The 23,951-nt window shown below is 59.2% G+C and carries 24 protein-coding genes; 6 read left to right on the plus strand and 18 right to left on the minus strand.

Annotation, left to right across the window (positions count from 1 at the left end):
* Window positions 1-16: 16 nt before the first annotated feature.
* The 18 genes from LNV07_RS04680 to LNV07_RS04765 all read right to left on the minus strand — a co-directional run bounded on the left by LNV07_RS04680 (window position 17) and on the right by LNV07_RS04765 (window position 17,272).
* Entirely contained in the window at window positions 17-1,219 is a 1,203-nt protein-coding gene (locus LNV07_RS04680) for a methyl-accepting chemotaxis protein (RefSeq protein WP_263570016.1), read from the minus strand.
* A gap of 214 nt (window positions 1,220-1,433) precedes the next feature.
* On the minus strand, window positions 1,434-2,147 hold the full coding sequence (locus LNV07_RS04685) for an RNA polymerase sigma factor FliA (RefSeq protein WP_263570017.1): 714 nt from the start codon (window positions 2,145-2,147) through the stop codon (window positions 1,434-1,436).
* 18 nt (window positions 2,148-2,165) lie between these two features.
* Entirely contained in the window at window positions 2,166-2,972 is an 807-nt protein-coding gene (locus LNV07_RS04690; RefSeq protein WP_263570018.1) for a MinD/ParA family ATP-binding protein, read from the minus strand.
* A 32-nt stretch (window positions 2,973-3,004) separates the two neighbouring features.
* Window positions 3,005-4,678, minus strand: a complete 1,674-nt coding sequence (flhF, locus tag LNV07_RS04695; RefSeq protein WP_263570019.1) for a flagellar biosynthesis protein FlhF — start codon at window positions 4,676-4,678, stop codon at window positions 3,005-3,007.
* Entirely contained in the window at window positions 4,675-6,771 is a 2,097-nt protein-coding gene (gene flhA / locus LNV07_RS04700; protein ID WP_263570020.1) for a flagellar biosynthesis protein FlhA, read from the minus strand. The genes flhF and flhA overlap by 4 nt, the downstream gene beginning before the upstream one ends.
* Complete coding sequence (gene flhB / locus LNV07_RS04705) at window positions 6,768-7,940, minus strand: flagellar biosynthesis protein FlhB (protein ID WP_263570021.1); 1,173 nt, start codon at window positions 7,938-7,940, stop codon at window positions 6,768-6,770. The genes flhA and flhB overlap by 4 nt, the downstream gene beginning before the upstream one ends.
* Window positions 7,941-8,110: 170 nt before the next feature.
* Window positions 8,111-8,746, minus strand: a complete 636-nt coding sequence (locus LNV07_RS04710; protein WP_263570022.1) for a protein phosphatase CheZ — start codon at window positions 8,744-8,746, stop codon at window positions 8,111-8,113.
* An 18-nt stretch (window positions 8,747-8,764) separates the two neighbouring features.
* Window positions 8,765-9,157: a chemotaxis response regulator CheY gene (cheY, locus tag LNV07_RS04715; RefSeq protein ID WP_263570023.1), complete on the minus strand. Its 393-nt coding sequence runs from the start codon at window positions 9,155-9,157 to the stop codon at window positions 8,765-8,767.
* Between the two features lie 26 nt (window positions 9,158-9,183).
* A complete protein-coding gene (gene motB / locus LNV07_RS04720) occupies window positions 9,184-10,134 on the minus strand; it encodes a flagellar motor protein MotB (RefSeq protein WP_263570024.1) in 951 nt (316 codons plus the stop codon).
* A gap of 237 nt (window positions 10,135-10,371) precedes the next feature.
* The gene (motA, locus tag LNV07_RS04725) at window positions 10,372-11,232 is read right to left on the minus strand and encodes a flagellar motor stator protein MotA (RefSeq protein ID WP_263570025.1); all 861 of its coding nucleotides are present in this window, start codon (window positions 11,230-11,232) and stop codon (window positions 10,372-10,374) included.
* 88 nt (window positions 11,233-11,320) lie between these two features.
* Window positions 11,321-12,001: a class I SAM-dependent methyltransferase gene (locus LNV07_RS04730; RefSeq protein WP_263570026.1), complete on the minus strand. Its 681-nt coding sequence runs from the start codon at window positions 11,999-12,001 to the stop codon at window positions 11,321-11,323.
* Between the two features lie 148 nt (window positions 12,002-12,149).
* Window positions 12,150-12,686, minus strand: a complete 537-nt coding sequence (gene flhC, locus LNV07_RS04735; RefSeq protein WP_263533479.1) for a flagellar transcriptional regulator FlhC — start codon at window positions 12,684-12,686, stop codon at window positions 12,150-12,152.
* Window positions 12,687-12,725: 39 nt separating this feature from the next.
* A complete protein-coding gene (flhD, locus tag LNV07_RS04740; RefSeq protein WP_263570027.1) occupies window positions 12,726-13,049 on the minus strand; it encodes a flagellar transcriptional regulator FlhD in 324 nt (107 codons plus the stop codon).
* A 202-nt stretch (window positions 13,050-13,251) separates the two neighbouring features.
* Window positions 13,252-14,517, minus strand: coding sequence for a flagellin lysine-N-methylase (fliB, locus tag LNV07_RS04745; protein WP_263570028.1), 1,266 nt, complete (start codon window positions 14,515-14,517; stop codon window positions 13,252-13,254).
* 132 nt (window positions 14,518-14,649) lie between these two features.
* Entirely contained in the window at window positions 14,650-15,702 is a 1,053-nt protein-coding gene (locus LNV07_RS04750; RefSeq protein ID WP_263570029.1) for a glycosyltransferase, read from the minus strand.
* Window positions 15,703-15,717: 15 nt separating this feature from the next.
* On the minus strand, window positions 15,718-16,254 hold the full coding sequence (flhC, locus tag LNV07_RS04755) for a flagellar transcriptional regulator FlhC (protein ID WP_263570030.1): 537 nt from the start codon (window positions 16,252-16,254) through the stop codon (window positions 15,718-15,720).
* A 39-nt stretch (window positions 16,255-16,293) separates the two neighbouring features.
* Window positions 16,294-16,617, minus strand: a complete 324-nt coding sequence (gene flhD, locus LNV07_RS04760; protein WP_263570031.1) for a flagellar transcriptional regulator FlhD — start codon at window positions 16,615-16,617, stop codon at window positions 16,294-16,296.
* Window positions 16,618-16,813: 196 nt separating this feature from the next.
* Entirely contained in the window at window positions 16,814-17,272 is a 459-nt protein-coding gene (locus LNV07_RS04765; protein WP_263570032.1) for a hypothetical protein, read from the minus strand.
* Between the two features lie 797 nt (window positions 17,273-18,069).
* Here LNV07_RS04765 and LNV07_RS04770 point away from each other — a divergent pair.
* The 6 genes from LNV07_RS04770 (at window position 18,070) to LNV07_RS04795 (ending at window position 23,904) form a co-directional block, all read left to right on the plus strand.
* Entirely contained in the window at window positions 18,070-18,909 is an 840-nt protein-coding gene (locus tag LNV07_RS04770; protein ID WP_263570033.1) for a flagellin N-terminal helical domain-containing protein, read from the plus strand.
* 395 nt (window positions 18,910-19,304) lie between these two features.
* Entirely contained in the window at window positions 19,305-20,150 is an 846-nt protein-coding gene (locus tag LNV07_RS04775; RefSeq protein WP_263570034.1) for a flagellin N-terminal helical domain-containing protein, read from the plus strand.
* Between the two features lie 312 nt (window positions 20,151-20,462).
* Entirely contained in the window at window positions 20,463-21,311 is an 849-nt protein-coding gene (locus LNV07_RS04780) for a flagellin N-terminal helical domain-containing protein (protein ID WP_263570035.1), read from the plus strand.
* 133 nt (window positions 21,312-21,444) lie between these two features.
* A complete protein-coding gene (gene fliD / locus LNV07_RS04785; RefSeq protein ID WP_263570036.1) occupies window positions 21,445-22,887 on the plus strand; it encodes a flagellar filament capping protein FliD in 1,443 nt (480 codons plus the stop codon).
* A 271-nt stretch (window positions 22,888-23,158) separates the two neighbouring features.
* Window positions 23,159-23,539, plus strand: a complete 381-nt coding sequence (gene fliS, locus LNV07_RS04790; RefSeq protein WP_263570037.1) for a flagellar export chaperone FliS — start codon at window positions 23,159-23,161, stop codon at window positions 23,537-23,539.
* 65 nt (window positions 23,540-23,604) lie between these two features.
* Entirely contained in the window at window positions 23,605-23,904 is a 300-nt protein-coding gene (locus tag LNV07_RS04795; protein ID WP_263570038.1) for a flagellar protein FliT, read from the plus strand.
* Window positions 23,905-23,951 lie beyond the last annotated feature (47 nt).

Genomic DNA, 23,951 nt, shown 5'->3' on the forward strand with positions numbered 1-23,951 from the left:
GTCCAACCCGCAAATTCTAAAAATTAAACGCCAGCCGCAAGCCGCCCCAATGCTTGCCATTGACCACGATGGGCGCCGAGACTTCCTTCAACAACACGAAACGGCCGCCGCCCATATCGCGGCGGTAGGTTTGCAACAGGAATGGCCGCTGATTGCGGGCCGAGGCCAGGCCGGTACGGTCATTGAAGATACGCCGGTAACGGCTGTTGGCGGTGTTCCAGACCACATCGCCGCTGCGCTGAGGCTGGCAGTACTTTTTATTGTGCGTCGCCACATAACCATTGCGATCTACGGCAATGCAATAGACCACCTTGTCGCTCAAGCTCAGTAATTTCTCCTGCACGGCGGGAAAATGGCGGTCTGCCAAATCAACAAAACCGGTCAGATGTTGAGGCGGATTGGAGCCGGCGACAGCACGGTAGTTGTCATCGAACAGTTGCGCCGGCTTGACCGCGCCACTCTTCAAAGACGCCTCCAGAATCGTCGAGATTTCAAGCGCCGCAGATTGCGCCGCGCGAATATAGGGCGCGTCATCCACCTCGACACCCGAACCCGCTATCTGCTCGATCAACTGCTCGGACAGCTTCAGGAAACGGTCGCTGCAAACAAACGCCGCATCCAGGCTGATCATCGCCTGCTGAACCTCGCTTTCCAACTCGCCGGCGCGTGTGGACAAGGAATCTATGGTCAGCGCACTTTGCGACGCCGACTCGGCAATCCGCCCGACATTGGCCTGCACATCGGCGAAAGCTTGATGGATCAAGCTCTTCTTGGCCTGCGCAGGATCGTTGCGCAACTCGCGGCTGAAGGTCTCGATGCGTGCGTCCAAGGTCGCCACCGTGCCCATGATCGACTTGGATGAATTTTCGACCTGGCCCGCCAAGGCCTTGACGGCATCGGCCACCACGCCGAAACCAAGGCCCGCCTCACCGGCTCGACCCGCTTCGACCGAAGCGTTGAAGGCTACCAAACGAGTCTGCAAGGCGATTTTGGTGATTTCGGAGGCGGCGTCGGAGACCAGCCGCAGCGTCTGCACTATCCCACCAACCTCGTTGCCCACCCCTTCCAAAGCTTGTGCGGCCCGGCTGACCGCGCTGCTCGACCGCTCGGTCGAATGGCTGATCGCCTGCTGCGCGATGCGCACCTGAGCCAAGTCGCTGGACAAAGCGCCCATCGCCTGGCACTGCGCGACGACGATTTTTTGAGTATCTTCGAGCACCCCCCGGACTTCGGCAGCATCTTTTCCCACGCTGGAAACCGACCGGGCCACCTTGCGTATCAGCTCCATCAAGGCTTCCGCCCCCGAGCTTGGCGAGCCCGTTGAGGCTCTTGATCCGACCGGCGTCGTCACGCCAGAACTATTTTCTTGTCGCTTCCACCCGAAAAATGACATTGGCTCTCCAAATCCATTCGCAAAAGGCTTGGCAAATGGTCTACCAGTCGCGCAGCTTGACCCGCAAACGCGCAATCGCTTGGCTGTGCAGCTGGCACACGCGCGACTCGGTGACCTTGAGCACCACCGCAATTTCCTTCAAGTTCATATCGTGCTCGTAATACATGCTCATCATGTATTGCTCGCGCTCGGGCAGATTTTTGATCGCCCCCACCAACGCTTCGCGCATGCGGTGGTCCTGCAGTTTGAGCATCGGGTTATTGCTGTTGTCGGCGACATGACGATCAAGGAAATCCTCATCACCCTCGTCGCCCGACATATCCTCCAGATACACCAACTGGGTGCCGCGCACCTTGCCCAGCAGTTCTTGATATTCTTCCAGTGGCACGCCCATCTCAATGGCGATCTCGCTTTCCAGCGGCGCACGGCCGAGCTTTTGCTCGAGCTTGCGCACCGCACTCTCGATCTCCCGCTGTTGGCGGCGCGAGCCTCGGCTCATCCAGTCGCCGCCGCGCAATTCGTCCAGCATGGCGCCGCGAATGCGCTGGGTGGCGAAGGTTTCAAACTGCACGCCTTGGCCAATGTCGAAGCGGCTCAAGGCGTCCGTCAGGCCGATCAAACCGACCTGGATGAGATCATCGATTTCGATGTTGGCGGGCAATTTGGCAATCATCTGATGCGCCAAGCGGCGGACCAGAGGGCTGTATTGCCGAATCAGGGAGGAATTATCGAGGCGGCCTTTGGCGGTATACATCATCAGCTCCAGCGGTAATCAAACAGTGGCAACAGCATTACGCATCTGGGCCCGCACAGGCGGACGCAGAGGACTGGCATTGACCGAAGCCTCCAGCGCTGCGCCGGGAGGTGCAGCCATCAGAAGTTCGCGCGCCAAATGGCGGATTTCAGCCGAGATGGGCGCGCTGGACGGACTCTTGGGATCCATGCAGGCCCAATCGCGCAGCACCGCCCCGAGGAAACCATCGGCGCAGCTGCTGATTTGTTGGGCAATGCGGTCGGACAAGCGCAGCTGCGGCGAACAGGCCAGAAGCAGGCTGTAGACCATCAGGCCGGCCCGACTGGCCAGCCACTTCATGCCGGCATAAGCATGGGTCACGCTCATGCTGTCGGTATCGGCCAGCAAGACCGGCCGCACCTCGCGCAGCGCCACCACACGGGCCAACTCGGCAGCGCTGGCATGCAGCAAAACCACATCGGCAAACGGTGCCGCGTCGCTGACGACTTCCAGGAACTGGGCGGCGGAACCGTTGGCGTTGATATAGCGCATCGGCAGCCCGCGCGCCGCAAGATAGGACACATCTTTGGACAAGCGCTCGACGCAAGAACCCAAATCGACCGAAGCCAGCTCAGAGGGTAGCGGCGCGCTCTCGCCGGCATCGACCACCAGCGTATGCAGGCCGAGTTCGGCAAAGGCCGCGCATAGCCCTTCCAGCAGCACGCCGCCACCCATCACATGAGGGTTGCTGACCACCGGAATGAAACGAACCCGTGAACTGGCGAAGAGCCGACGCAGGCCATCGGCCTGGTCTTGCGGAGAGTAAGTAGGGTGAGCGTCGCGCATGATGTTGTCCTGTATCTCTTTTGAAGTGGGGACTAAAAAGCACCCATGGCTGCGGGATGCTTGAGGCCAAGCGCGGGCCCCCCGGCAAAGATCAAATTCACATCGGCGCTGTCCATGCGCCAGGCGCCGGCCGCGGCCGCACGCAGCGCGCGTTGTACCAAGGCCTGGCTGGACAGACGGTGCCAGTCTTCCGGCACCCGCTGACCGTTGGTGACGCCCAGCACCTTCAGCTTGTGGCGAATCAAGGTGTCCAGCGCCGGGGCCAGCTTGACGGCCTCGTCGATCTTGGACAGCACCACACCGTGGCAATCGCTGGCACGCCAGGCGCTGACCACATCCTCAATCGTCTCGCCCTGCTGAGCGGCATTGATGACCAGAATCTTGCGCACGCTGCGGTGGGCCAGCATGTCCAGCAACTCGTTGGTCCGGCTATCGCGCTGAGCCATGCCGGCGGTGTCGATCAAGACCATCTTCTTGCTCGACAGCAACTCGAGCAGGTCTTCCAGCGAGGCCTTGTCATGCGCGGTATGCACCGGCACGCCGAGGATGCGACCATAAGCGCGCAGCTGCTCGTGCGCGCCGACCCGGTAGGCATCCAGCGTGATCAGGCCCAGATGTGCGGCACCATGGCGGGTAGCAAAGGCTGCGGCCAATTTGGCGGTGGTGGTGGTCTTGCCGACACCGGTGGAGCCGATCAGCGCGAACACGCCGCCCTGCTCTTCCAGCGCCGGGCTGTGTTCGTCGGTCAGCAGATTGCGCGACAGCACATTGGCGGCCCAAGTGGTTTCGTCGGCGGCCTCGCCGGGGCCACCCTTGAACTCGGCCGGGCAGCCTTCAACCAGCTTGCGCACCAAGGCGGGCGAAAAGCCGATCTCGAGTAACTTCTGGGTCAGACGGGCTTGAATCGGCTGGCGCTGCAATTTCTCCATGAAGGCCAGGGCGCCGAAACGCTCTTCGATCATGCCCTTCATCGAGCGCAACTCGTTCATCATGTCTTGCTGATCGCGGCGGCCGCGGCCCGGCAAGTCGTTCAGCTCGTTCGAATTGCCAAGACCGGACAGGTCGGCCATTTCACGCTGCATCGCGGGCACACGAATCTCGTCGCGCAGTACCGGCGGTGCACGACGCTGTGCCGGGGCTGGCGGCTGCGCAACCGGTTCGGCCCGGCGTGGCTGCATCGCTTGCAATGCGTTCTGGGCGCGCTGTTGACGCGCCGCATTCAAAGAACTGACGCCGACGGCATCTTGATGTCGCTCCATGGCCATTTGCGGGGCCAAGGGATCGGGCACGCCATCCAACTCGGCTTGGCGGCGTTTGAGCACTCGCTCGCGCACATAGTCTTGGAACGACAAGGTGCTCATCGCCAAGGTTTGTACATCGCCCGCCACATCGTCCGCTGGATCGGCATAGCCAAAGCTCGGCTCATTGCGCTGGCCTGTACGCGCCGCGAAGCTGCGTGGATTGGCTGCTGCCGGATCGATTTGGCCGGCGGCCGGGCGAGCTTGCAAGCGGCTTGGTGCAGCAACGCGCGGAGCGGTGGCCGCCACGCGTTCGATCTGCGACATACCTTCCGGGGCCATCGCCAGCACCTCGACACCCTCGGCACATGGCTTGTTGGACAAGACGACTGCGTCATTGCCGAAGGCGCGGCGCACCAGGGCCATCGCCTCACGGGAGGTTTTAGCGGTAAAGCGTTTGACGTTCATGCCGTGCCTCCAATGATGGAACCAATACGGATGGAATGGGTTTCAGGAATTTCGCTGTGACCGAGCACCTTCAGGCGCGGAGCGGCACGTTTGAGCAAGCGGGCCATCGGTGCGCGGATCAGGTCGGGCACCAGCAAGCAGGCAGGCACACCGCGGTCTTCTTGCGCCTGCGCCGTCTCGGCCGCACTGCGGGCCAGCGTGTCGGCCACTCCGGGATCCAGCGCGGCGCCATGCGGCGAATTCAAGGCCTGGGTCACCAGACGCTCCAACTCCGGCTCCAAAGCGATCACATCCAGCTCTTTCACCGGGCCGTAGATTTGCTGCACGATGGCCGGTGAGATATGGGTGCGGATGCGCCGGGCCAGTTCGCCCGGATCGGTCACGGTGGAATTTTCGGCCAGGCTCTCAACGATGGAACGCATGTCACGGATGTGCACACCCTCTTCCAGCAGCAGCTGGAGAATTCTTTGCAAGGTGGCAATGCCGATCATTTTGGGTATCACGTCTTCAATCAGTTGAGGTGCTTGTTTGGTCAGATGTTCAACCAGCGCCTGGGTCTCTACTCGGCCCAGCAACTTGGCTGCGTGGACCTGCATCAAGTGTGAAAGATGTGTGGCCACCACGGTCGAACAATCAACCACGGTAAATCCGGCCATTTGCGCCATTTCCTTTTGCCGGTCGTCGATCCAGACCGCCGGCAGGCCAAAAGCGGGGTCGGTGGTCTGGGTACCGATCAGCTTTTGGGTCGCATGACCCGGGTTGATCGCCAACCACATGCCGGGGAAAGCCTCCGCCTCACCCACCACCGCGCCGCGCAGCGACAAACGGTACTGGCTGGGCCGCAGCTCCAGGTTGTCACGGATATGCACCGACGGCGGCAAGAAACCGACCTCTTGCGCGAACTTGCGCCGCACGCCTTTGATGCGACTGAGCAGGTCGCCCTCGCGGGTCTTGTCGACCAGGCTGATCAACCGGTAACCGACCTCCAGGCCCAAGGTATCGACCGGGATCAAATCGTCCCAGGTCGCTTCTGAATTCGGCTCGGTCGGCGCCAAAGCCGTGATCGCCTGGTTGGTCTTGGCCTCGCGCTCCTGCTGCTGATCTTTGACTCGCAGCCACCAGGCCAGATAGCCCAGGGCCCCGGCGATGAACAAGAACACCAGGTGCGGCATGCCGGGAATCAAGCCCAGCAGACCGATCACCCCCGAGGTGACGGCCAAAGACTTGGCCGATCCAAAGACCTGGCGGCCGATCTGGCTGCCAATGTCTTTGTCGGTACCAACGCGTGACACCACCATCGCCGCCGCGACCGAAATCAGCAAGGCAGGCACCTGCGCGACCAGCGCATCGCCGACCGCCAGCAAGATGTAGGAATCGGCCGCCTGGCCCGCGCTCAGGCCATGCTGGACCATGCCGATGATGAAGCCGCCGATGATATTGATGAACAGGATCAACATGCCGGCCACCGCGTCGCCGCGCACAAACTTGCTGGCACCGTCCATGGAACCGAAGAAGTCGGCCTCGTCACCCAACTCGGCGCGCCGGCGTTTGGCTTCTTTCTCGTCGATCAGACCCGCATTCAGATCGGCATCGACCGCCATCTGCTTGCCCGGCATCGCGTCCAAGGAGAACCGCGCGCCGACCTCGGCGATACGCTCCGCACCCTTGGTCACCACGATGAAGTTGATCACCACCAGAATTGCAAAAACAATCAGACCGACGGCAAAGTTGCCGCCGATCAGAAAATGCCCGAAGGCCTCGATCACCTTGCCGGCCGCCCCCGTGCCGGTATGGCCTTCCATCAAGACCACGCGGGTCGACGCGACGTTCAGCGACAGGCGCAGCAAGGTGGTCAAGAGCAGCACGGTCGGGAAGGCCGCAAAGTCCAGCGGCTTGATCATGTGCGCGGCCACCATCATCACCATCACCGCCATCGCGATATTGAAGGTGAACATCAAGTCCAGCATGAAGGGCGGCAGCGGCAACACCATCATGGCCAGCACCATGATGACCGCCACCGGAGCACCCAAGGCACCCAGCACGGCGGCACGTGGCCCCAGCAGGGCCTGCAGTTGAGCGATCAGGGCATTCATAGGGCTTCATCCTCCAGATCGCTGTCCGTCGGGACCGGCTTGTTGTGCGGATCCAGTTCCGGCGGAACCGGCGGATTGGGCATGGCGGGCTTGGCGCTGCGGTTCTTGATGGCAGCCTTCAACTGATACACATAGGCCAGCACTTGCGCCACGGCCGAGAACAACTCGACCGGGATTTCGCGGTCAATCTCGGCATGGGCATACAAGGCTCGCGCCAACACCGGCGACTGCAAAACCGGCACCTTGCATTCGGTCGCCAGGTCACGAATCTTCATCGCCAACAAGTCCGCACCCTTGGCCACCACACGCGGCGCGGCCATGCTGGCATCGTCGTATTTCAAGGCCACCGCATAGTGGGTTGGATTCATCACGATCAAGTCGGCCGTGGGCACAGCGGCGAGCATGCGCCGACGGCCAATCTCGCGCATCTTGGCGCGGATCTTGGCCTTGATCTCCTGATTGCCCTCGGCCTCTTTCATTTCCTGCTTGGCCTCTTCACGCGTCATGCGCATGCGTCGGTTGTAAAGCTGCTGCTGCAATGGCACATCAATGGCCGCAAACAAGGCCAGCGCCACGCCGAGCAAGGTCAGTCCGCCCATCAACTGCTGACCGGCATAGACCAGCGCGGCGGGCAACGGCACCGACATGATGCCGACGAAGGTGGTCATCCTGTCCTTCAAGACTACGGCCCCGATGACCCCCAAGATCAAGGCCAAGGCAACCGCCTTCAGCGCCTGGCCAACGCCCTGGCCGGACACGAGCCGTCCCAGACCGGTGAGTGGGTTGAGATTCGAGAACTTCGGCGTCAGCGGCTTCATGGTCCAGTTCCAACCACCCGAGGCGATATTGCTGGCAATCGCCACCAGCATCAAAAAACCGCTGACAGGCAGCATCACCATCAAAAACCGCAGCGACAAGTCCCATAGCCGCTCAGCCATAAAGTTAGGCTGAGCCAACATGCGCGCGTCAAAGCGCAGCGCAAAACCGAGCATGTCCTGCAATGACTCGGCAATGACGGGCCCGCCGACACTCACTACCGCGGCCCCGGCCACCATCATTGCGAAATGAGGCAAATCACGCGAACGCGGCAGCTGGCCCTCGGCCCGAGATCTCTCGATCTTTTTGGCTGAGGCCGGTAAATTTCTGTCTTGTGCGTCTTGGTCGGCCATGATGGATCAGGTTGAACGAGCAGGGGCGAAGCTCGTGCAGCCATTGTTGGCGGGCCGACCAAAAACTTAAGGCGGATAAGCTCGGTAAAAACAGAGGTCATCCGGCGAAAGAAAACAGCAGACGTAAAAAAACCCGCCTGTCGCGGGTTCTTGTCTTGCGGTCTGAGAACTTAAAAGCCCAGACTCGCCAACAAATCATCAACTTCGCCCTGGTCGGCCACGATGTCGGTACGACCTTCTGGGTTGACGACCGGGCCTTGCAGAATATTGGGATCGACCTTTTCGCGCTGCTCGGGCGGCACGATGGACACCAGCAACTTGACCAAGCTGTCTTCCAGATCATTCGCCAGCGTCACCACCTTGGCAACCACCTGGCCGGTCAGGTCATGAAAGTCCTGCGCCATCATGATGTCGGTCAGATGGCCGTCGATGCGCGCCGTGCGGGCCTCGACTTCCTTGACGAAGTTCAGCACCGCTCCACTGGCCACCGCCTTGACCGGATCGGCCACCAGGGCCGCTGCAATTTCGTTGGTCGCGTTGGTGATGTAGGCATGGTCGACCTTGGCCTCATCGACGGAATTCAACACTTTATTGGCCGCCGCCGCCGTCTTGGTGGCGATGTAGCTGAGGCGACTGCGCGCATCAGGCAAGCCGTCGGTTGCCACCTGCAACTTGGGCATCACACCGAGTTGCTGCATGGTGTCGTGCAACACCCGCGTGATAGTACCGATCTGCTGAAAAACCTCGGGCGAGACCGACAGCGGATCGGTGCCCGTATGCAATTTGCTCAATGCTTCAATAGACATGTTGTATCTCCCTCGGAATCAGGCCGCTGCGGCCAGTTTTTGCATGATCTTCAGGACCTTTTCTTCCAGGGTCGCCTTGGTGAAGGGCTTGACGATATAGCCCGCCGCGCCCGACTGCGCCGCCAGCACAATGTCTTCCTTGCGCGCTTCGGCGGTCACCATCAGCACCGGCAGATGCTTCAAATTGGGATCTTCCTTGATCGCCTTGAGCAATTCGAAGCCGGTCATATTAGGCATATTGATGTCGCTGACGACAAAGTCGTACTTGGCCACCTTGAGCATGCTGAGGGCCTCAACACCATCTTCGGCTTCATCGCAGTTGTTATAGCCAATCTCCTTTAACAGGCCGCGCACAATGCGCCGCATCGTAGAGAAATCGTCAACAACCAAAAATTTCATGTCTGTGCTCATGGCTTTCCTCGCAGGGCTAGAGAGTTTTATCGGGGCTTGGTGGCGGAACTTGAGGGACTATTTTCAACTCCGGCTTCCGCAGGAGCCGGGGTTGATTCTTCTTGAGGCAAATTCTTCAACACAGCATCCTCGGCATCGCGGTTCATCACAATAATGCTAATGCGTCGATTGATCGGACTTTCGGGCTGTTTGGGGTCAAGCAATTTGCTCGCCGCCAAGCCCTGCACCCTCAGCGTACGCGCTTCCGGTAGACCGCCTGCACTTAATTCCCGGCGCGAAGCATTGGCCCGGTCGGCCGACAACTCCCAATTGCTATAGCCCCGGTCGCCCGCAGAGAAGGGCTGCGCATCGGTATGCCCCTCCAGCGTCAAGCGATTGGGCACTTCAGACAACACGCCGCCCAATTCGCGCAGCAATTGCTTCATATAAGGTTTTACGACGGCGCTGCCGCTATCGAACATCGGCCGGCCCTCTTCATCCGCGATCTGAATCCGCAAACCTTCCAGTGTCATATCAAGTTTGATCTGACCGCCGAGAGAGCTCAGCTGTGGATTATTGGCCAAGACCTTTTCGACTTTATCCTTCAATTCCTCAAGCCGAGCACGCTCGGCTTTTCGTTGCTCTTCTTTCAGCGCACGCAGATTGAAGGTGCGCTTTTGCGCATCGACGTCACCTGACTTGACCTGCCCGGTTTCGCGACTCAAGTCCTTGCCGCCGCCCTTGACCACGTGGGAGGAGTCGCCCGAGCCGGAGCCGCCCTGCATCGCCACCTTGAGCGGCGAGCCGAAGAAGTCGGCAATACCTTTTTTGTCACCCTCGGTGGTAGAACCGAGCAACCACATCAATAGAAAGAACGCCATCATCGCGGTCACAAAGTCGGCGTAGGCAATCTTCCAGGCGCCACCATGACTCGGGTGCCCGCCCTTCTTGACGCGCTTGATGATGATGGGTTGGAGCTTTTTTGCGTCACCGGCCATATGGAGCCCCCACGTCGCCGGTTACGGCTCCTGCCCCCCGAGGGGGTGCCGTCCGCTTTGGGAGCGGCCCGGCAGCGAACTTGATTCTGTTTGCCCCACCGTCGTCAAGTACGGTTCCTGCCCCCATGGACCGGAACAGGTCCATTTCATGGCCCTGGGGTGCCGTCCGCTTTGGGAGCGGCCCGGCAGCGGACTTGTAGCCCCCCATGGCCGTCACTTCTATCAGAGGCTCGGCCATCACTTCTTGCCCTTCACATGGGCTTCCAGTTCGCCGAAGGTCGGGCGGTCGCCGGAGAAGAGTACCTTGCGGCCAAACTCGATCGCCACCTGCGGGGCATAGCCCTGCATGCTAGCCAGCAAGGTGGTCTTGATGCACTGCAATTCCTTGCCCGCATCTTCGACTTTTTGTTCCAGCAGACCAGCCAAAGGTTCGGCAAAGGCATAGGCCAGCAAAATGCCGAGGAAGGTTCCGACCAGCGCCGAACCGATCATGCCGCCCAACACGGCTGGGGGCTGCCCCACCGAGCCCATGGTATTCACCACACCCAGCACCGCCGCCACGATGCCGAATGCCGGCAGACCGCCGGCAATGCGCTGAATCGCGGCCACAGCGGCATGCTCTTCGGCATGATGCGTGTCGATCTCGTTGTCCATCAAGGATTCAATCTCATGTGCATTGAGGTTGCCCGACACCATCATACGAAGGTAGTCGGTGATGAATTCGGTGACATGGTGGTCGTTGCCCACGGTCGGATATTTTTGAAACAGCGCTGAGCTATGCGGATCTTCAACGTCCTTTTCAATTGACATCAGACCTTCTTTACGGGCTTTTTGCAAGATGTCGTACATCAGCGCCAGCAGCTCCATATAACGAGCCTTGCTGAACTTGCTGCCCTTGAAGCAGCGGCCCAAACCGGCCAAGGTGCCCTTCACGACCTTCATCTGATTGTTGGCCAGAAACGCCCCGATGGCGGCACCAAAAATGGTGATCATCTCGAACGGCAGCGCGTGCAAGATCACCATGATATTGCCGCCGTGGAATATGTAGACGCCGAAGATGCAAACCATCGCGACGGCCCAACCGATGAAGACAAACATAATGCTTTCTTTTGAGGGTTTCCTGCCCTTATCGGCGGGATAGTTGAGGCCTTGAGTGTGGCAACAGTTTTTGCGGGCGGTCTGCGCATCAAACCGGTTTTGACGGTTCAATCGAGCCTATTGCCCCATGCCGAGCATGCTCAGACACTGGTAGACGATAGACCCACAAACTGTGTCCTCGACTCAAAGGCAGCGTGGTGTGTGCCACCTGACCGGCAATCTCGAAGTCAAGGCTGATCAGCCATGCCCCGGCCGCCATCTCAAGGCTGGCCTTGGCCCAAACCCTTTCCATCGTCTCGGGGCGCTGAAACACATAGACGAGCGCAAACGGCGCCCAGTCTTGCGTCCACATATCGCCCCGATGGATCTTTGCCCAAGGGCAGCGCCAAGCCGCCATGCGCGCCAACAAACCACTCCATTCGATACCCTCTATACACGCGTCGGGGTAGGCCAGGCGCAACTCCCGCAGACCATGGCCCAGGCCGCAGCCGGCGTCGAGCAGCCGAGCACCGCTTGGCAAGGGCGCCCAGCCACGCAGCGCCGACAGGGCCCCCTGCGGTGTAGGGAACCAAGGCGCATCGGTCCAAGTACGGCGCGGGTAGGCCAGGGCCAACAACGCCAACGGCAACAGCCAAGCCCAAGCCGGCAAGGCCGCTGCGCGCAGAACCACCAGCATCGACAAAGGGAAACCAAGGGCAACGATCAGACGCCGCCATCGTGCCTGATGCAGCAGAGCCAAGCCGCCACCCAAGAGAGCCGCGGCAAACACAGCCGGGCCGAGCGCGAATCCCGTCGCCGTCAAGCCCGTAAAGGCCACCCACGCGACAGCCCAACTCAATAAAGCGGGCAATGGCCAACGCAGCAAGTGCATTTACGGCGGCGCGAGCGGACGGATGGGCGTTGAAGCGAGGCGTCCTTTAGTGCATCTGGATCGAGCCTTGAGCCCGACCCTTGCCGGCACGGGCCGGCGGATTGCACATGCCGCAGACATAGTGGCGGGCAATTTCATGCGGATGGGTGACAAAGTGGCCACCGCAATCCGAGCATTTGGTCATCGTCAACATGCCGTTATCGATGAATTTCACCAGGCGCCATGCACGGGTGATCGACAGCATCGCTTCCAGTCCCTGCGCCTGTGTCTGCTCTTGGTAGAGCTGATAGGCCTTGATGACGGCATCGATTTCATCCAGTTCCGACACCTTGTTCAGATATTCATGCACATTCAAGAACAGCGACGCATGAATATTGGGTTGCCATGTCATGAACCAATCGGTCGAGAACGGCAGTTGGCCTTTGGACGGGCTCTTGCCCGAGACCTCTTTGTACAGGCGCAGCAGGCGCTCATAGGACAGATCGGTCTCCGACTCCAACACTTGCAGGCGCGCACCCAGATTGATCAGGGTAACGGCACGGCTGATCTGCAGGGCTTCGGTGAGGATGCTTTTGTTGCGCATGATGGAGTCTCGATTCTTTGTCTTGTGCGGGGAAAGGGATCAGGCAGCTTCTTGGTGACGGCCGGCCATCAGGATGCTGGCGTGAAGTCTCGACACGCCGTCGTTGGCTGCGGTCTTGCCATGACTGGTCAGCAGACCCCAGACCAAGTCGTCATCCATGCGGAAGCGGCACAGCAAGGTGTTGCCGGAGGCAATCTTCATCAACTGCGCCGGGCTCAGGGTCGAGATCAGGGTCGCCGTGTCCTCGGACACGCCCAAACGGTACAGCGCTTGCTCGCGGTCGGCGCGAATCAGGTTCTGCGCCAACATCAAGTAGGACAGATTGGCTTCACGGATTTCGGCGAGGATTTGGTCTGCGTTCATGTTCGGGCTCCAGTTTGTTTGGCTGCACAACTCGTAACAACTTGATACGAATTGTGAAGACTTGAACAAGCCGGCAACATCAGCCTAAATCCAGCGCTTGAGTCCCTTTTCTTCCCTTGGCTCTGTCAGGTAACTTCCTACACGGGCGACTCTGTTTTGGCGAGTCTCCCAGGAGGATCTTGTCCTTGTAGGGCAAAAGCTGTCAGCCAACCAGCGTCGCCAGCACTTCCATGCGCAAGGCATCGTTGTCCTTCAAGGACTGCAGAACCATCGGCATAAAGCGATGGTTGTGTTCGATATTGCGCGCCACGACATAGGTCACTTGGACGCACTCGTCCAGACCAAATGGATGCTCAGGGCGCGCTGCGAGAGCCTGCAAATAGAACTTGATCAGCGCAAAGCGAACCGCCAGCGCCATGAAGTCGGACTCCAGTGCGGCGGTGTCATTGCGTGGGAACATGGTGATGACCAGACTATTGAGTAAATAGTTCTTCAAAGCATAGGGGTGCGCTGCGTCGAATTCTTTCAACCGAGTAGCACCCCGGGGCGCCTCGCCTTGCAGGCCCTCCCGCACTTCAGCGATCAAGGCCCGAAACGAGGGGCGCCCCCCATGGTCAGTCAAGAACTTCTGCGTGGCCCCCATCAGCAGCGAGGCCTGCACCTGCTGGGGAATATTCAGGCCCTGCACATGAGCACCGGCATGGGCCAAGAAGTCTGGATCCAGATACTGTGCAAAGGCATCGGACAGACCCTGATCCGCAAGCGCTGCAGCAGCGTCCGGCTTTGCGGACTGGGCCGCAACATCAGTCGCAACATCGGCCGCCACCTTGGCAACCTGGCGCAACAAAAGCCCGCTCACGACCAAGGCCTGCGCAGCGCTCAGATCGGGATGCTTGATCACCACTGTCAAGGCCTCACGCAAGAGACGAGCATGGCGGCGCACCAAGTCGGGCTCACCGGCCGCAACGGGGCCCAGGCGCCGGTTGATGGGCACCAGACTGGCATTGGCGAATGGCAAGGCGAGGCCTTCCATTTCCACAGCGTCGGCCGAGGCCAAGGCCAAGCGCGCTGCTTCCGGGCAACTCAGGCTGGCAGCCACGCCAATTTGCTCTCCCTCCAGGGTGTAGATGCGAGGGTACTGGCTGCAGGTATTGGACAAAGCCTGGGCACCCAAACCGGCATGAATCTGGCAGAGCTTGGCCTCATCCAAAAAGGGGCATGCCTGCTCGCCGTTCAACGCGATTGACGCGTAGCTCTTGCCCACCGAGATCGAGCCGGTATTTTTCTGCACATGCTGCCGCATCAGGCTCGCCAGCGGTTCGCCCTTGATCGATTGGTACTTCTGATAAGTCGGCTTATCGATGGAAACGCGCCAACCGGTACAGCAGTTTTCAATGCAAGCGGCCCCAATGCATTGAAAACTCCGCAGATAGCGCGGTGCCTGAGCGACCGGACTGAATTTACCCATCGGTGTGAACCTCAAGTCAAAACAAGATGACGGCGGTGAGCCTAACCCACGGTAGAACTCGGCAGGCCCGGGAAACCCGCATCCGCACCATTTGATGAGCGTCAGCAGGGCTGCCGCCGGTTGCGTGGCTTGTCAAGCTGGAAAGGCCTGGCGCAAATCGCTTGCCTCTTGCTCACGCCCGGTGCCTTCCAGCACCAAAGCCAAGTTGTGCGCAGCCAGATGACTGCCCCGCCCTGCCACGGCTCCGGTCAAATCAGGCCGTTCACCCAACTCCAGGCAACGCCGCCAAGCATCCTCAATCATCGGCAGCAGTTGCGACGCTTGTTCAGGCGTATCGGCGGCAAAGTCCAGCAGCAGATCGCCCAAGGCGAAGAAAAAATCCGGCGACGCTGCGCAAATCTCCAATTGCGTTTGTGCGAACTGCACACCCACCTCATGTTTCTTCAGTTGTTTGAGCGCAAACAGTCGGCGCGCAACCAAATCAAACCACCACCCCTGTTCGGGATGCGGCAGCGTCGCGGCTTTCTCGAAGTATTGTTCGGCATGCGCATGTTCGTCATAGACGGCACAGTCTTTGCCGAGCTGGTACCAAAGATAGGCTTGCTCGGGATACGCCTGCAACTCCTGCATCAACAGTCGCTGATTGCGCCCACGCTTGGATTGCAGCAACTCGGGCAAATAGCCGTCATGCCCGACGCTGATGTTCAAGGCACGAATCGGCAAGGCATGGACCGGCTGCTCATGAATGCGCCCGCGGTAGCGCAGCGCTCCGGGCAACACGCGCGACAGTCTCGAATGCGCATGGCGGAGTTCGCCGTCCATGAATTGGTCCAGCAAGTCGATGGTGCCGACAAAGTCGGGCGGCGTTTGACGCAAGGAGGCCAACACCTCCCCGCCCGAGATCAACCATTCATCGGCGTCAAGCAGCAGATGCCAATCGGCATCCGCTGCGGCGACGGCGGCATTGCGTGCGGCGGCAAAGTCGTCGCACCAATGAAAGCGTTCAACGCGGGCACCGCATGCCGCAGCCAAGGCCGGTGTCGCATCGACCGAACCGGTGTCCAGCACCAGCATCTGATCGACCCAGGGCCGCACGCTGTTCAGCAAGCGCTCGATGCGGGCGGCCTCATCACGCGCGATCACCACCAGGCAGGTTCGCGTCGCAGCAGCGGCAGGGCAGACCATCACCGCCTCTCTCGCTCAATGCATCTGAATCGAGCCCTGGGAGCGACCCTTGCCGGCGCGGGCCGGTGGCTTGCACATACCGCAAACATAGTGGCGAGCGATTTCGTGCGGATGAGTGACGAATTGGCCACCACATTCCGAGCACTTGGTCATCGTCAACATGCCGTTATCAATGAACTTCACCAAGCGCCAAGCGCGCGTCACCGACAGCATCGCCTCCAAGCCTTGGGCCTGTGTCTGCTCCTGGTAGAGCTGGTAGGCCTTGATGACGGCGTCGATTTCGTCCAGCTCCGACACCTTGTTCAGATACTCGTGCACATTCAAGAACAACGAAGCATGGATGTTCGGCTGCCAAGTCATGAACCAATCGGTCGAGAACGGCAGTTGGCCCTTGGACGGACTCTTGCCCGAGACCTCTTTGTACAAGCGCAACAAACGCTCGTAGGACATGTCTGTCTCCGACTCCAGCACCTGCAGGCGTGCACCCAGGTTGATCAAAGTAACGGCACGGTTGATCTGAACTGCTTCGGTGAGGATGCTTTTTGCGCGCATGATGGAGTCTCGGTTTTCTAATTGACTGGGGGATTGAAATCAAGCCGCTTCTTGATGGCGACCGGCCATCAAAATGCTGGCATGCAAGCGTGAGACACCGTCATTCGACGCGGTCTTGCTATGGCTGGTCAGCAAGCCCCAGACCAGATCGTCATCCATGCGGAAGCGGCACAGCAAGGTATTGCCGGAGGCGATCTTCATCAACTGAGCCGGGCTCAGCGTGGCGATCAGCGTCGCCGTGTCCTCGGACACTCCCAAACGATAGAGAGCCTGCTCGCGGTCGGCGCGAATCAAGTTCTGCGCCAACATCAGGTAGGACAGATTGGCTTCACGGATTTCGGCGAGGATTTGGTCTGCGTTCATTTGAGGCTCCGGTTTTTGTCTTCACGATTCGTAACAACTTGATACGGATTGTGAAGACTCAAACAAGGCAGCAACATCAGCCTAAATCCAGCCCTTGAGTCCGGCTTCTTCCCAGAGCCTTGTCAGGTAAGTTCCTACAGGGCTGCTCGCAAATGCAGGCGCTGCCCCGGAGCGCGCCATGTCAGCGCACGGCCAATCATCCCAACAACTTATCGAGCCTGGCCAGCTCGGTTTGTGCCACCGGGTACAGATCCGGAGCTTCACTCATCAAGCTCAACAGGGCTTCACCTTGCAAAAGCTGACGCAGCGTTTGCCTGGCCAGCAGGGCCGAGCCCTGGCCGCTTTGAGCGAATGCCAGCGTGTATAGGCTGGCGCCATGCTCTGCGGAAATCGCCAGAGCCTGCCTAGCATAGGACTCGGCATGCTTAAGTTCGCCGGCACTCAGCAGCAGGGCAGCCATATCACTGAGCAACTCATGAGCCATAGGCTCTTGCTCAAGCGCATCCATCAATACCATCAAACCCTCTCCGACCCGCCCGTGGGCAGCCTCGGCGTAGGCGGCATTACGTGCCTGCGCCAGCAGCCAAGCGGCCTCGGCGCTGATTTCCCTAGCTTCAGGCTTCAGCGCCATGGCTTGCTGGGGGGCTTTCGTCATCGCTTGCGTCATTGCATGCATGTGAATCTCCGAGAGGTTAAGTCCAGTCATCGCCTGCGCCATCTGCCGATCCAAGCGGCAAGTTTTGCCAAAGAGGATAGGCGGAGCCCAGCGTTCCAATAAAGATCAAAATCAGTTTGGTCCCAATCCATGCAGTCGCACGTTAGCGCCAAACAGCTTGCAGATTGAGAGGTGCGCCTGCGCGCACGTCTCGACGGCAATGTGGGGGACTTTAGGGTGGAGCACGAAAGCCATTCGACGAATAAGCGCGCCGAAGCTGGCGCTTATCAAAACCTCTACCTGGCCGAGCCAGCCGAAAACAAGTCAGGGCGCGCAAGACAAGAAGCTCATTCTCTCTTGCCCTCTTTCAGCTACTCAGAATCACCTAGATTTCAAGGATCCCGCAAGAACCGTAAAGCCCGAGCAAAACCAGCGCCGACCTGCCCCAGCAGCTTCGCGCCCCCCTCCAAACCAGGTCGGCGGCAGCGAATCCAAGAACAGGGCCAGAACCCCGGCGCTTATCAACAGATCAAGCCTCTTGACAAAAGCGCTTAAGTTCGCCTTTGCGCAGGCCGATACCAACTTAACGGGTCTGGAAACAGATGCGTGGTCCGGTAGGTAGGCCGCCAAGTTGAGTACTTCATCTGATGGAGCACGGAGCAGCAACGGTTACCTGGCGCCGGGCGAGGCGGGTCAAGGTCGCAAGACCGAAGACCCTAATCTCGGAAATTCACCCGAATGACCGAATCACGTCGGCGCTTAGCCGGGAATCTTCGTAGCTGAAACAGGAGCACATCATGCCCGCAATCATCAATTCCAATATTGCCTCACTGAACGCGCAACGCAATGTTGCAACTTCGCAGAACTCGCTGGCTGTCGCCATGCAGCGCTTGTCCTCTGGACTGCGAGTCAACTCCGCCAAAGACGATGCCGCCGGTCTGTCGATCGCCGAACGGATGACCGCTCAAGTACGCGGCATGAACGTCGCGGTTCGAAACGCCAATGACGGTATCTCTTTGTCGCAAACCGCTGAAGGCGCCTTAGGCAAAATCGGCGATTCGCTGCAGCGTATGCGTGAATTGGGTGTACAGGCCCGTAACGCGACGAACACCACCACCGACTTGGACTCGATCGGCAAGGAATTCTCCGAACTTGGCGCGGAAATTCAGCGCGTCGCGTCCGGCACCACCTTCAACGGCAAAGCAATCATCGGCGCAGGAGCGGGGGCTCAGCTATTCCAAATTGGGGCGAACACAACGACCAACGACTCGGTCACGGTGACGACCACGAACATGGCCGGCAACGCCGACATCACAGCGGTGACCTCCGATGTGATCGACAACACAAAAACGGCGGCCGACCTGAAAACCACCATTGACAATATTGATACGGCCATCAGTACGGTCAGCTCAGAACGCGCCTCGTTGGGTGCCTCGCAAAATCGCTTTGACGCGGTGATCTCGAACCTGATGGTGTCGGTGGAAAACCAAACTGCATCGCGCAGCCGGATTCTGGACACAGACTACGCAACCGAGACGGCCAATCTGAGTCGATCGCAGATCCTGCAGCAAGCCGGTACGGCCATGATTGCACAAGCCAATCAGATGCCACAGAACGTGCTCTCCTTGCTTCGATGACCCCGGGCCAGCCCAGCTGGCCCTGAGTTCACCCGTCGGAGCAGGAACGGATAGCCTCACCCCTCCAGCACAAGCCCCTTGACGCCACCCATAATGCCGCCTTTGAGCAGCATCCCAGCGATGGGTGGCGTTTTTTTGAAAGAAACTATTCAAGTCAATCCAAGGTGTCTCCGATAACAAGTCAACGGGTCCGAGGAAGTGAATGGACTACGTGGTCCGGTTAACCGGCCCTGTACAGACCTCCAATTCCGGGGGTTAACAGGACAGGCGGCGGACGGTGCAAAGCAGCGGAATTATCCGTGTGCATTGCTGGCAAAGCTGCCTCCTCAAGCAGCCTAGTTATCGAACCGTGAGACCGGGTTTCCGGCAAGTCTTAGACACCGAAAGGATTGAAAATGCCCTCCATCATCAATACCAATATTGGCTCGCTGAACGCTCAACGCAACACCGCAGGCACACAGCTTTCTTTGGCCACCTCAATGCAACGCCTGTCTTCGGGCATGCGGGTCAATTCATCCAAGGATGATGCGGCCGGCTTGGCGATTGCAGAACGAATGGGTTCGCAAATCAGAGGCATGAACGTTGCAGTCCGCAACGCCAATGACGGCATCTCCTTGTCGCAAACGGCTGAAGGCGCCTTATCAAAAGTGGGGGACTCCTTGCAGCGCATGCGTGAGCTGGGGGTGCAAGCCCGTAACGCCACGAACACCACCACCGATTTGGACTCGATCGGCAAGGAGTTCACCGAGTTGGGCGCCGAAATCCAGCGCGTCCTGGCCGGCACAACCTTCAACGGCAAAGCCGTTCTGGGCTCCGAAGCAGGTGCTCAATTGTTCCAAATCGGCGCCAATACAACCAACAACGATGCGGTCACGGTCACCACCGTAAATATGACGACCGACGCTGATATCACCGCAGTGACGACGGATACCATCGATAACACCAAGACGGCGGCCGACTTGAAGACCACCATCGACAACATCGACGTAGCCATCAACACCGTCAGCTCCAACCGAGCCACACTGGGTGCTGCCCAGAATCGCTTTGAGGCAGTGATCTCCAATCTGATGGTCTCGGTCGAGAATCAGAGTTCAGCGCGCAGTCGCATCATGGATGCCGACTATGCGTCGGAGACGGCCAACTTGAGTCGTGCGCAGATTTTGCAGCAGGCAGGCTCAGCGATGATTTCGCAAGCCAACCAGATGCCGCAACAAGTGTTGTCGCTGCTGCGTGGCGGCTGATAGAGAGACGGTGCCAGGTTTCACCTGATTTTTCAAAAAATGGCTCCCGCCCCGACCCAGCGTCGGGCCGGGAGCCTTTTTTATGGGCGATGTTTCGCCCCTTTTTCGGAGCTTTGAAACAACTAAGCACTCAGAAAATTCGTTCATCGGGTTGGATTTATTGCCGACCCGGCGTTCGGAACAAGCGGCGGCCCTTGATGGCATAAAGCTTGAAATGGCCGGGCGGAGATGGCGACTGAAGAACCTTGGGTTCGCAGCCACCACAGGACGCCGGCTTGACCGGAAGTTAGCGAATTTTGTAGGAGTGCTCAAATGCCCCAGACCATTAACACCAATATTGCCTCGCTCAATGCGCAGCGCAATCTCAATATGTCGCAGGGTTCGCTGGCGGTGTCCATGCAACGTCTGTCGTCGGGTATGCGCGTGAACTCCGCCAAGGATGACGCGGCCGGCCTGGCGATTGCGGAACGCATGAACGCCCAGGTACGCGGCATGAATGTGGCGATTCGCAACGCGAACGACGGCATCTCGCTGGCGCAAACGGCTGAAGGTGCGCTGTCCAAGGTCGGCGACACCTTGCAACGAATGCGCGAGCTTTCGGTGCAATCGCGCAATGCCACCAACACCACCACCGACCTTGACTCGATCGGTGCGGAATACAGCGAGTTGGCCCAGGAAATAACGCGCGTGCTGGCCGGTACAACGTTCAACGGCAAAAAGATTCTGGGTGTCGACGCGACTCTGCCGCAAGAATTCCAGGTCGGACCCAATACCGGCGCGGAAGACACCATCACGGTGGCCACCTCAGACCTCACGGCCGACGCCACCATCACGACGGTGACTGGATCTTCCATCAGCAACGCCTCGACGACGGCCGACTTGGCGCTCGTGATCGAAAACCTTGATGTGGCGCTCAATACCGTCAGCAGTCAGCGCGCCACATTGGGCGCCTCTCAGAACCGATTTGAGGCGGTGATTTCAAACCTGCAGGTCTCGGTGGAAAACCAAAGCGCGGCGCGAAGCCGCATCATGGATGCCGACTACGCTGCGGAAACATCGAATCTGAGTCGGACTCAGATCCTGCAACAGGCGGGCAATGCGATGGTGGCTCAGGCCAACCAATTGCCACAGCAGGTATTGAGCCTGCTCAGAGGTGGCTAAGCGTCGAGATGAGACCCGTAACAGGGTCTCATTGACTCTCAAGAAGTCACCAATATGGTCGATAGTGCAGATGCCTATCGACCATTGGTCATTTTAAGAGCGCCCTTCACCAGGCGTTTCATGGAGCATCCACATGCCCAGCATCACCTCAGCCGGCATCGGCAGCGGCCTCGACATCGAGTCTTTGATCGGCAAGCTGGTCGCAGTTGAACGAACCCCCATCAATCAACTGAAGACGCATACCGACGGTCTGAAGACACAGCTTTCGGCCTACGGAAAGATCCAGAGCGCGCTAGCCGCCATGCGGGACGCCGCCGCGAAATTGACCAAACCTGACACTTGGGCCGCCAGCATGGGCAGTTCGAGCGATGCGACGGCCGTGACGGTCAGCCCGGGTGCATCGGCGCCGACCGGGAATGTCGCGGTGACCGTCAACCGGCTGGCATCGGCACAGTCCATCGCCAGCAAGACGCTGCCGCTCGGCGAGTCCATCGGCCAAGGCACGATCACCATCGAGTTGGGAAAGTGGGGCGATGCCACCGCCCCTGACCTGCCCTCATTTACCAAAAAGGCCGGGAGCAGCACGATCACCATCGATATCGGCGAGGGCACCGACCAGCTCGCACAAATACGTGACCAGATCAATTTAAAGGCAGCCGGCGTCATACAAGCCTCCATCGTCACCGACAACAGCGGCACTCGCTTGGTAATGCGGTCGAGCGAAACCGGCGCCACAAATGGCTTTCGCGTCGGTGTCGCAGACGCCGACGGCCAAAGCGATGACCAAGGCTTGTCGGCCTTGTCCTACGACCCCGGCTTGCCTTTGTCCTTTATGACGCGGAACCAATCGGCAGCTAATGCAGACGTCCTGCTCAATGGTCTACCGGTTGATTCTGAATCGAATACGCTGAAGGACTCCATCGACGGCATGACGATCAATTTGCTCAAGGCCAGCACGACCGAGATCAACCTGACGATAGGGCCGGACAAGGATTCGATCAAAAAGGCGGTCACCGACTTCGCCACCGCCTACAACGCTGTGGCGACCTTGATGGCCGAGCAGACCAAGTATGACGCCGCCAACAAAAAAGGTGCCACGCTGCAGGGCGACTCATCGGTGGTCGGAATTCAGTTTGAAATGCGCGGCCTGGCAGGTGGGACTTCCGCCGTGGGAGGAAAATTCTCCAGATTTTCCGAGATCGGCCTGGACCCCAGTTCAGGCGGCGTATTCAAAACCAACACCAGCAAGTTGGACACGGCGCTCGGCGATCTGGCCAGCCTGAAGACGCTCTTCATGGGCGCAGACAGCAGCAATTCAAACAATGTCGGTTTGGCCAAGCAACTCCAGTCTTTTGCTGACCAGGCGCTTGGTTTCAACGGTCGCATCACCAATCGACAGACCGGCCTGCAAAAAGCGATCGACAACGACGGCAAGAGCGCGGAGCGCCTTGAGACCAAGGTCAGTCTTACCGAGACGCGATTGCGCGCCCGCTACACCGCTTTGGACGTCCAGATGGGCAAGCTCAACGGTCTGTCAACCTATGTGACCCAACAATTGAACAACTTGGTCAAATAAAGCGAGATCCTCCTCGGTCGGCGCGGCCGATCGAGGCAAGAAATCAAAGGCGAACTCCATCGAGTTCGCCTTTTTGCTTTCTGCCAGCGGAACTAATTCACGCCACAAGCGCCGACATGCTCGTACCCGGCACTGCAGGGTTTTCTGCAGGCTTGGATCACTCAAGTTAAGCGCCCGAGGGTCGAAAACAATTCAACACGGCACATTCGGAAAGAATCATATGTACGGCAACGCCTCATCACCCTTTGCATCGCGAACACAGCGCGCCTCGATGTACCGCAAAGTGGGCCTGGAGACCGATGTACAAGGCGCCAGCCCTCACCGTTTGGTCGGTATGTTGTTTGACGGCGTCTTCGACGCCATGAATCAGGCTCGCGCTGGAATCGAAAACGGCAATACCGAGCTGAAGAATCGATCCTTGAGCCGCGCCGTGCGGATTTTGGATGAAGGCCTGAAGGCCAGCCTGAATTTGCAAGCCGGCCCTTTGGCCAACGACCTGAACGACCTTTACGCTTATCTGTGCATGCGCCTGACCAAGGCCAATCTGCACGGAGACATCAGCGCCATCGAAGAATGCCAACGCATTCTGACGCCCGTGCGAGAAGCCTGGACGGCGATCGCCCAATCACCCGAGGTCCTACGCGCAGCATGAAGCCACGTAAAAACCCACAGCCAAGCATCAGCCCATCCACCCCTCAGTCTCCGGCGGAACTCGCTATGAACACCCATCTCCTGAGTTATTACGAAGCCATCGAACAAGCCAGCGCCGATATGTTGTGCGCCGCACGCACAGGCAATTGGGACGAAGTCGTCAAACTTGAGGGCGCTTGCGTGCTGCTGATCTCGCAGCTGAAGCACGCCGCCTCCAACGAGAAACTGGCTCCCGATGAGAGCAAACTGAAGACGCGCATCATGCAACGCATCTTGGTCAATGATGCCGAGATCCGCCATCTGGCCGAGCCTTGGCTGGATGACTTGGATCAGGTCCTGACGGGCAAGAGCAAAACACTGCACTAAACCCTGCACCCACTCCGACCGGCCGCGCGCTGCATACAGCGAACGGC

Source organism: Roseateles oligotrophus (assembly GCF_025717515.1).
Taxonomy (GTDB): Bacteria; Pseudomonadota; Gammaproteobacteria; order Burkholderiales; family Burkholderiaceae_C; genus Paucibacter_A; species Paucibacter_A oligotrophus.

Bases quoted from the DNA above. Each gene is read 5' to 3' on its own strand.
- LNV07_RS04685 (WP_263570017.1), bottom strand. From the start codon at position 2,147: ATGTATACCGCCAAAGGCCGCCTCGATAATTCCTCCCTGATTCGGCAA.
- LNV07_RS04690 (WP_263570018.1), bottom strand. From the start codon at position 2,972: ATGCGCGACGCTCACCCTACTTACTCTCCGCAAGACCAGGCCGATGGC.
- flhF (WP_263570019.1), bottom strand. From the start codon at position 4,678: ATGAACGTCAAACGCTTTACCGCTAAAACCTCCCGTGAGGCGATGGCC.
- flhA (WP_263570020.1), bottom strand. From the start codon at position 6,771: ATGAATGCCCTGATCGCTCAACTGCAGGCCCTGCTGGGGCCACGTGCC.
- flhB (WP_263570021.1), bottom strand. From the start codon at position 7,940: ATGGCCGACCAAGACGCACAAGACAGAAATTTACCGGCCTCAGCCAAA.
- LNV07_RS04710 (WP_263570022.1), bottom strand. From the start codon at position 8,746: ATGTCTATTGAAGCATTGAGCAAATTGCATACGGGCACCGATCCGCTG.
- cheY (WP_263570023.1), bottom strand. From the start codon at position 9,157: ATGAGCACAGACATGAAATTTTTGGTTGTTGACGATTTCTCTACGATG.
- motB (WP_263570024.1), bottom strand. From the start codon at position 10,134: ATGGCCGGTGACGCAAAAAAGCTCCAACCCATCATCATCAAGCGCGTC.
- motA (WP_263570025.1), bottom strand. From the start codon at position 11,232: ATGTTTGTCTTCATCGGTTGGGCCGTCGCGATGGTTTGCATCTTCGGC.
- flhC (WP_263533479.1), bottom strand. From the start codon at position 12,686: ATGCGCAACAAAAGCATCCTCACCGAAGCCCTGCAGATCAGCCGTGCC.
- flhD (WP_263570027.1), bottom strand. From the start codon at position 13,049: ATGAACGCAGACCAAATCCTCGCCGAAATCCGTGAAGCCAATCTGTCC.
- fliB (WP_263570028.1), bottom strand. From the start codon at position 14,517: ATGGGTAAATTCAGTCCGGTCGCTCAGGCACCGCGCTATCTGCGGAGT.
- LNV07_RS04750 (WP_263570029.1), bottom strand. From the start codon at position 15,702: ATGGTCTGCCCTGCCGCTGCTGCGACGCGAACCTGCCTGGTGGTGATC.
- flhC (WP_263570030.1), bottom strand. From the start codon at position 16,254: ATGCGCGCAAAAAGCATCCTCACCGAAGCAGTTCAGATCAACCGTGCC.
- flhD (WP_263570031.1), bottom strand. From the start codon at position 16,617: ATGAACGCAGACCAAATCCTCGCCGAAATCCGTGAAGCCAATCTGTCC.
- LNV07_RS04765 (WP_263570032.1), bottom strand. From the start codon at position 17,272: ATGACGAAAGCCCCCCAGCAAGCCATGGCGCTGAAGCCTGAAGCTAGG.
- LNV07_RS04770 (WP_263570033.1), top strand. From the start codon at position 18,070: ATGCCCGCAATCATCAATTCCAATATTGCCTCACTGAACGCGCAACGC.
- LNV07_RS04775 (WP_263570034.1), top strand. From the start codon at position 19,305: ATGCCCTCCATCATCAATACCAATATTGGCTCGCTGAACGCTCAACGC.
- LNV07_RS04780 (WP_263570035.1), top strand. From the start codon at position 20,463: ATGCCCCAGACCATTAACACCAATATTGCCTCGCTCAATGCGCAGCGC.
- fliD (WP_263570036.1), top strand. From the start codon at position 21,445: ATGCCCAGCATCACCTCAGCCGGCATCGGCAGCGGCCTCGACATCGAG.
- fliS (WP_263570037.1), top strand. From the start codon at position 23,159: ATGTACCGCAAAGTGGGCCTGGAGACCGATGTACAAGGCGCCAGCCCT.
- LNV07_RS04795 (WP_263570038.1), top strand. From the start codon at position 23,605: ATGAACACCCATCTCCTGAGTTATTACGAAGCCATCGAACAAGCCAGC.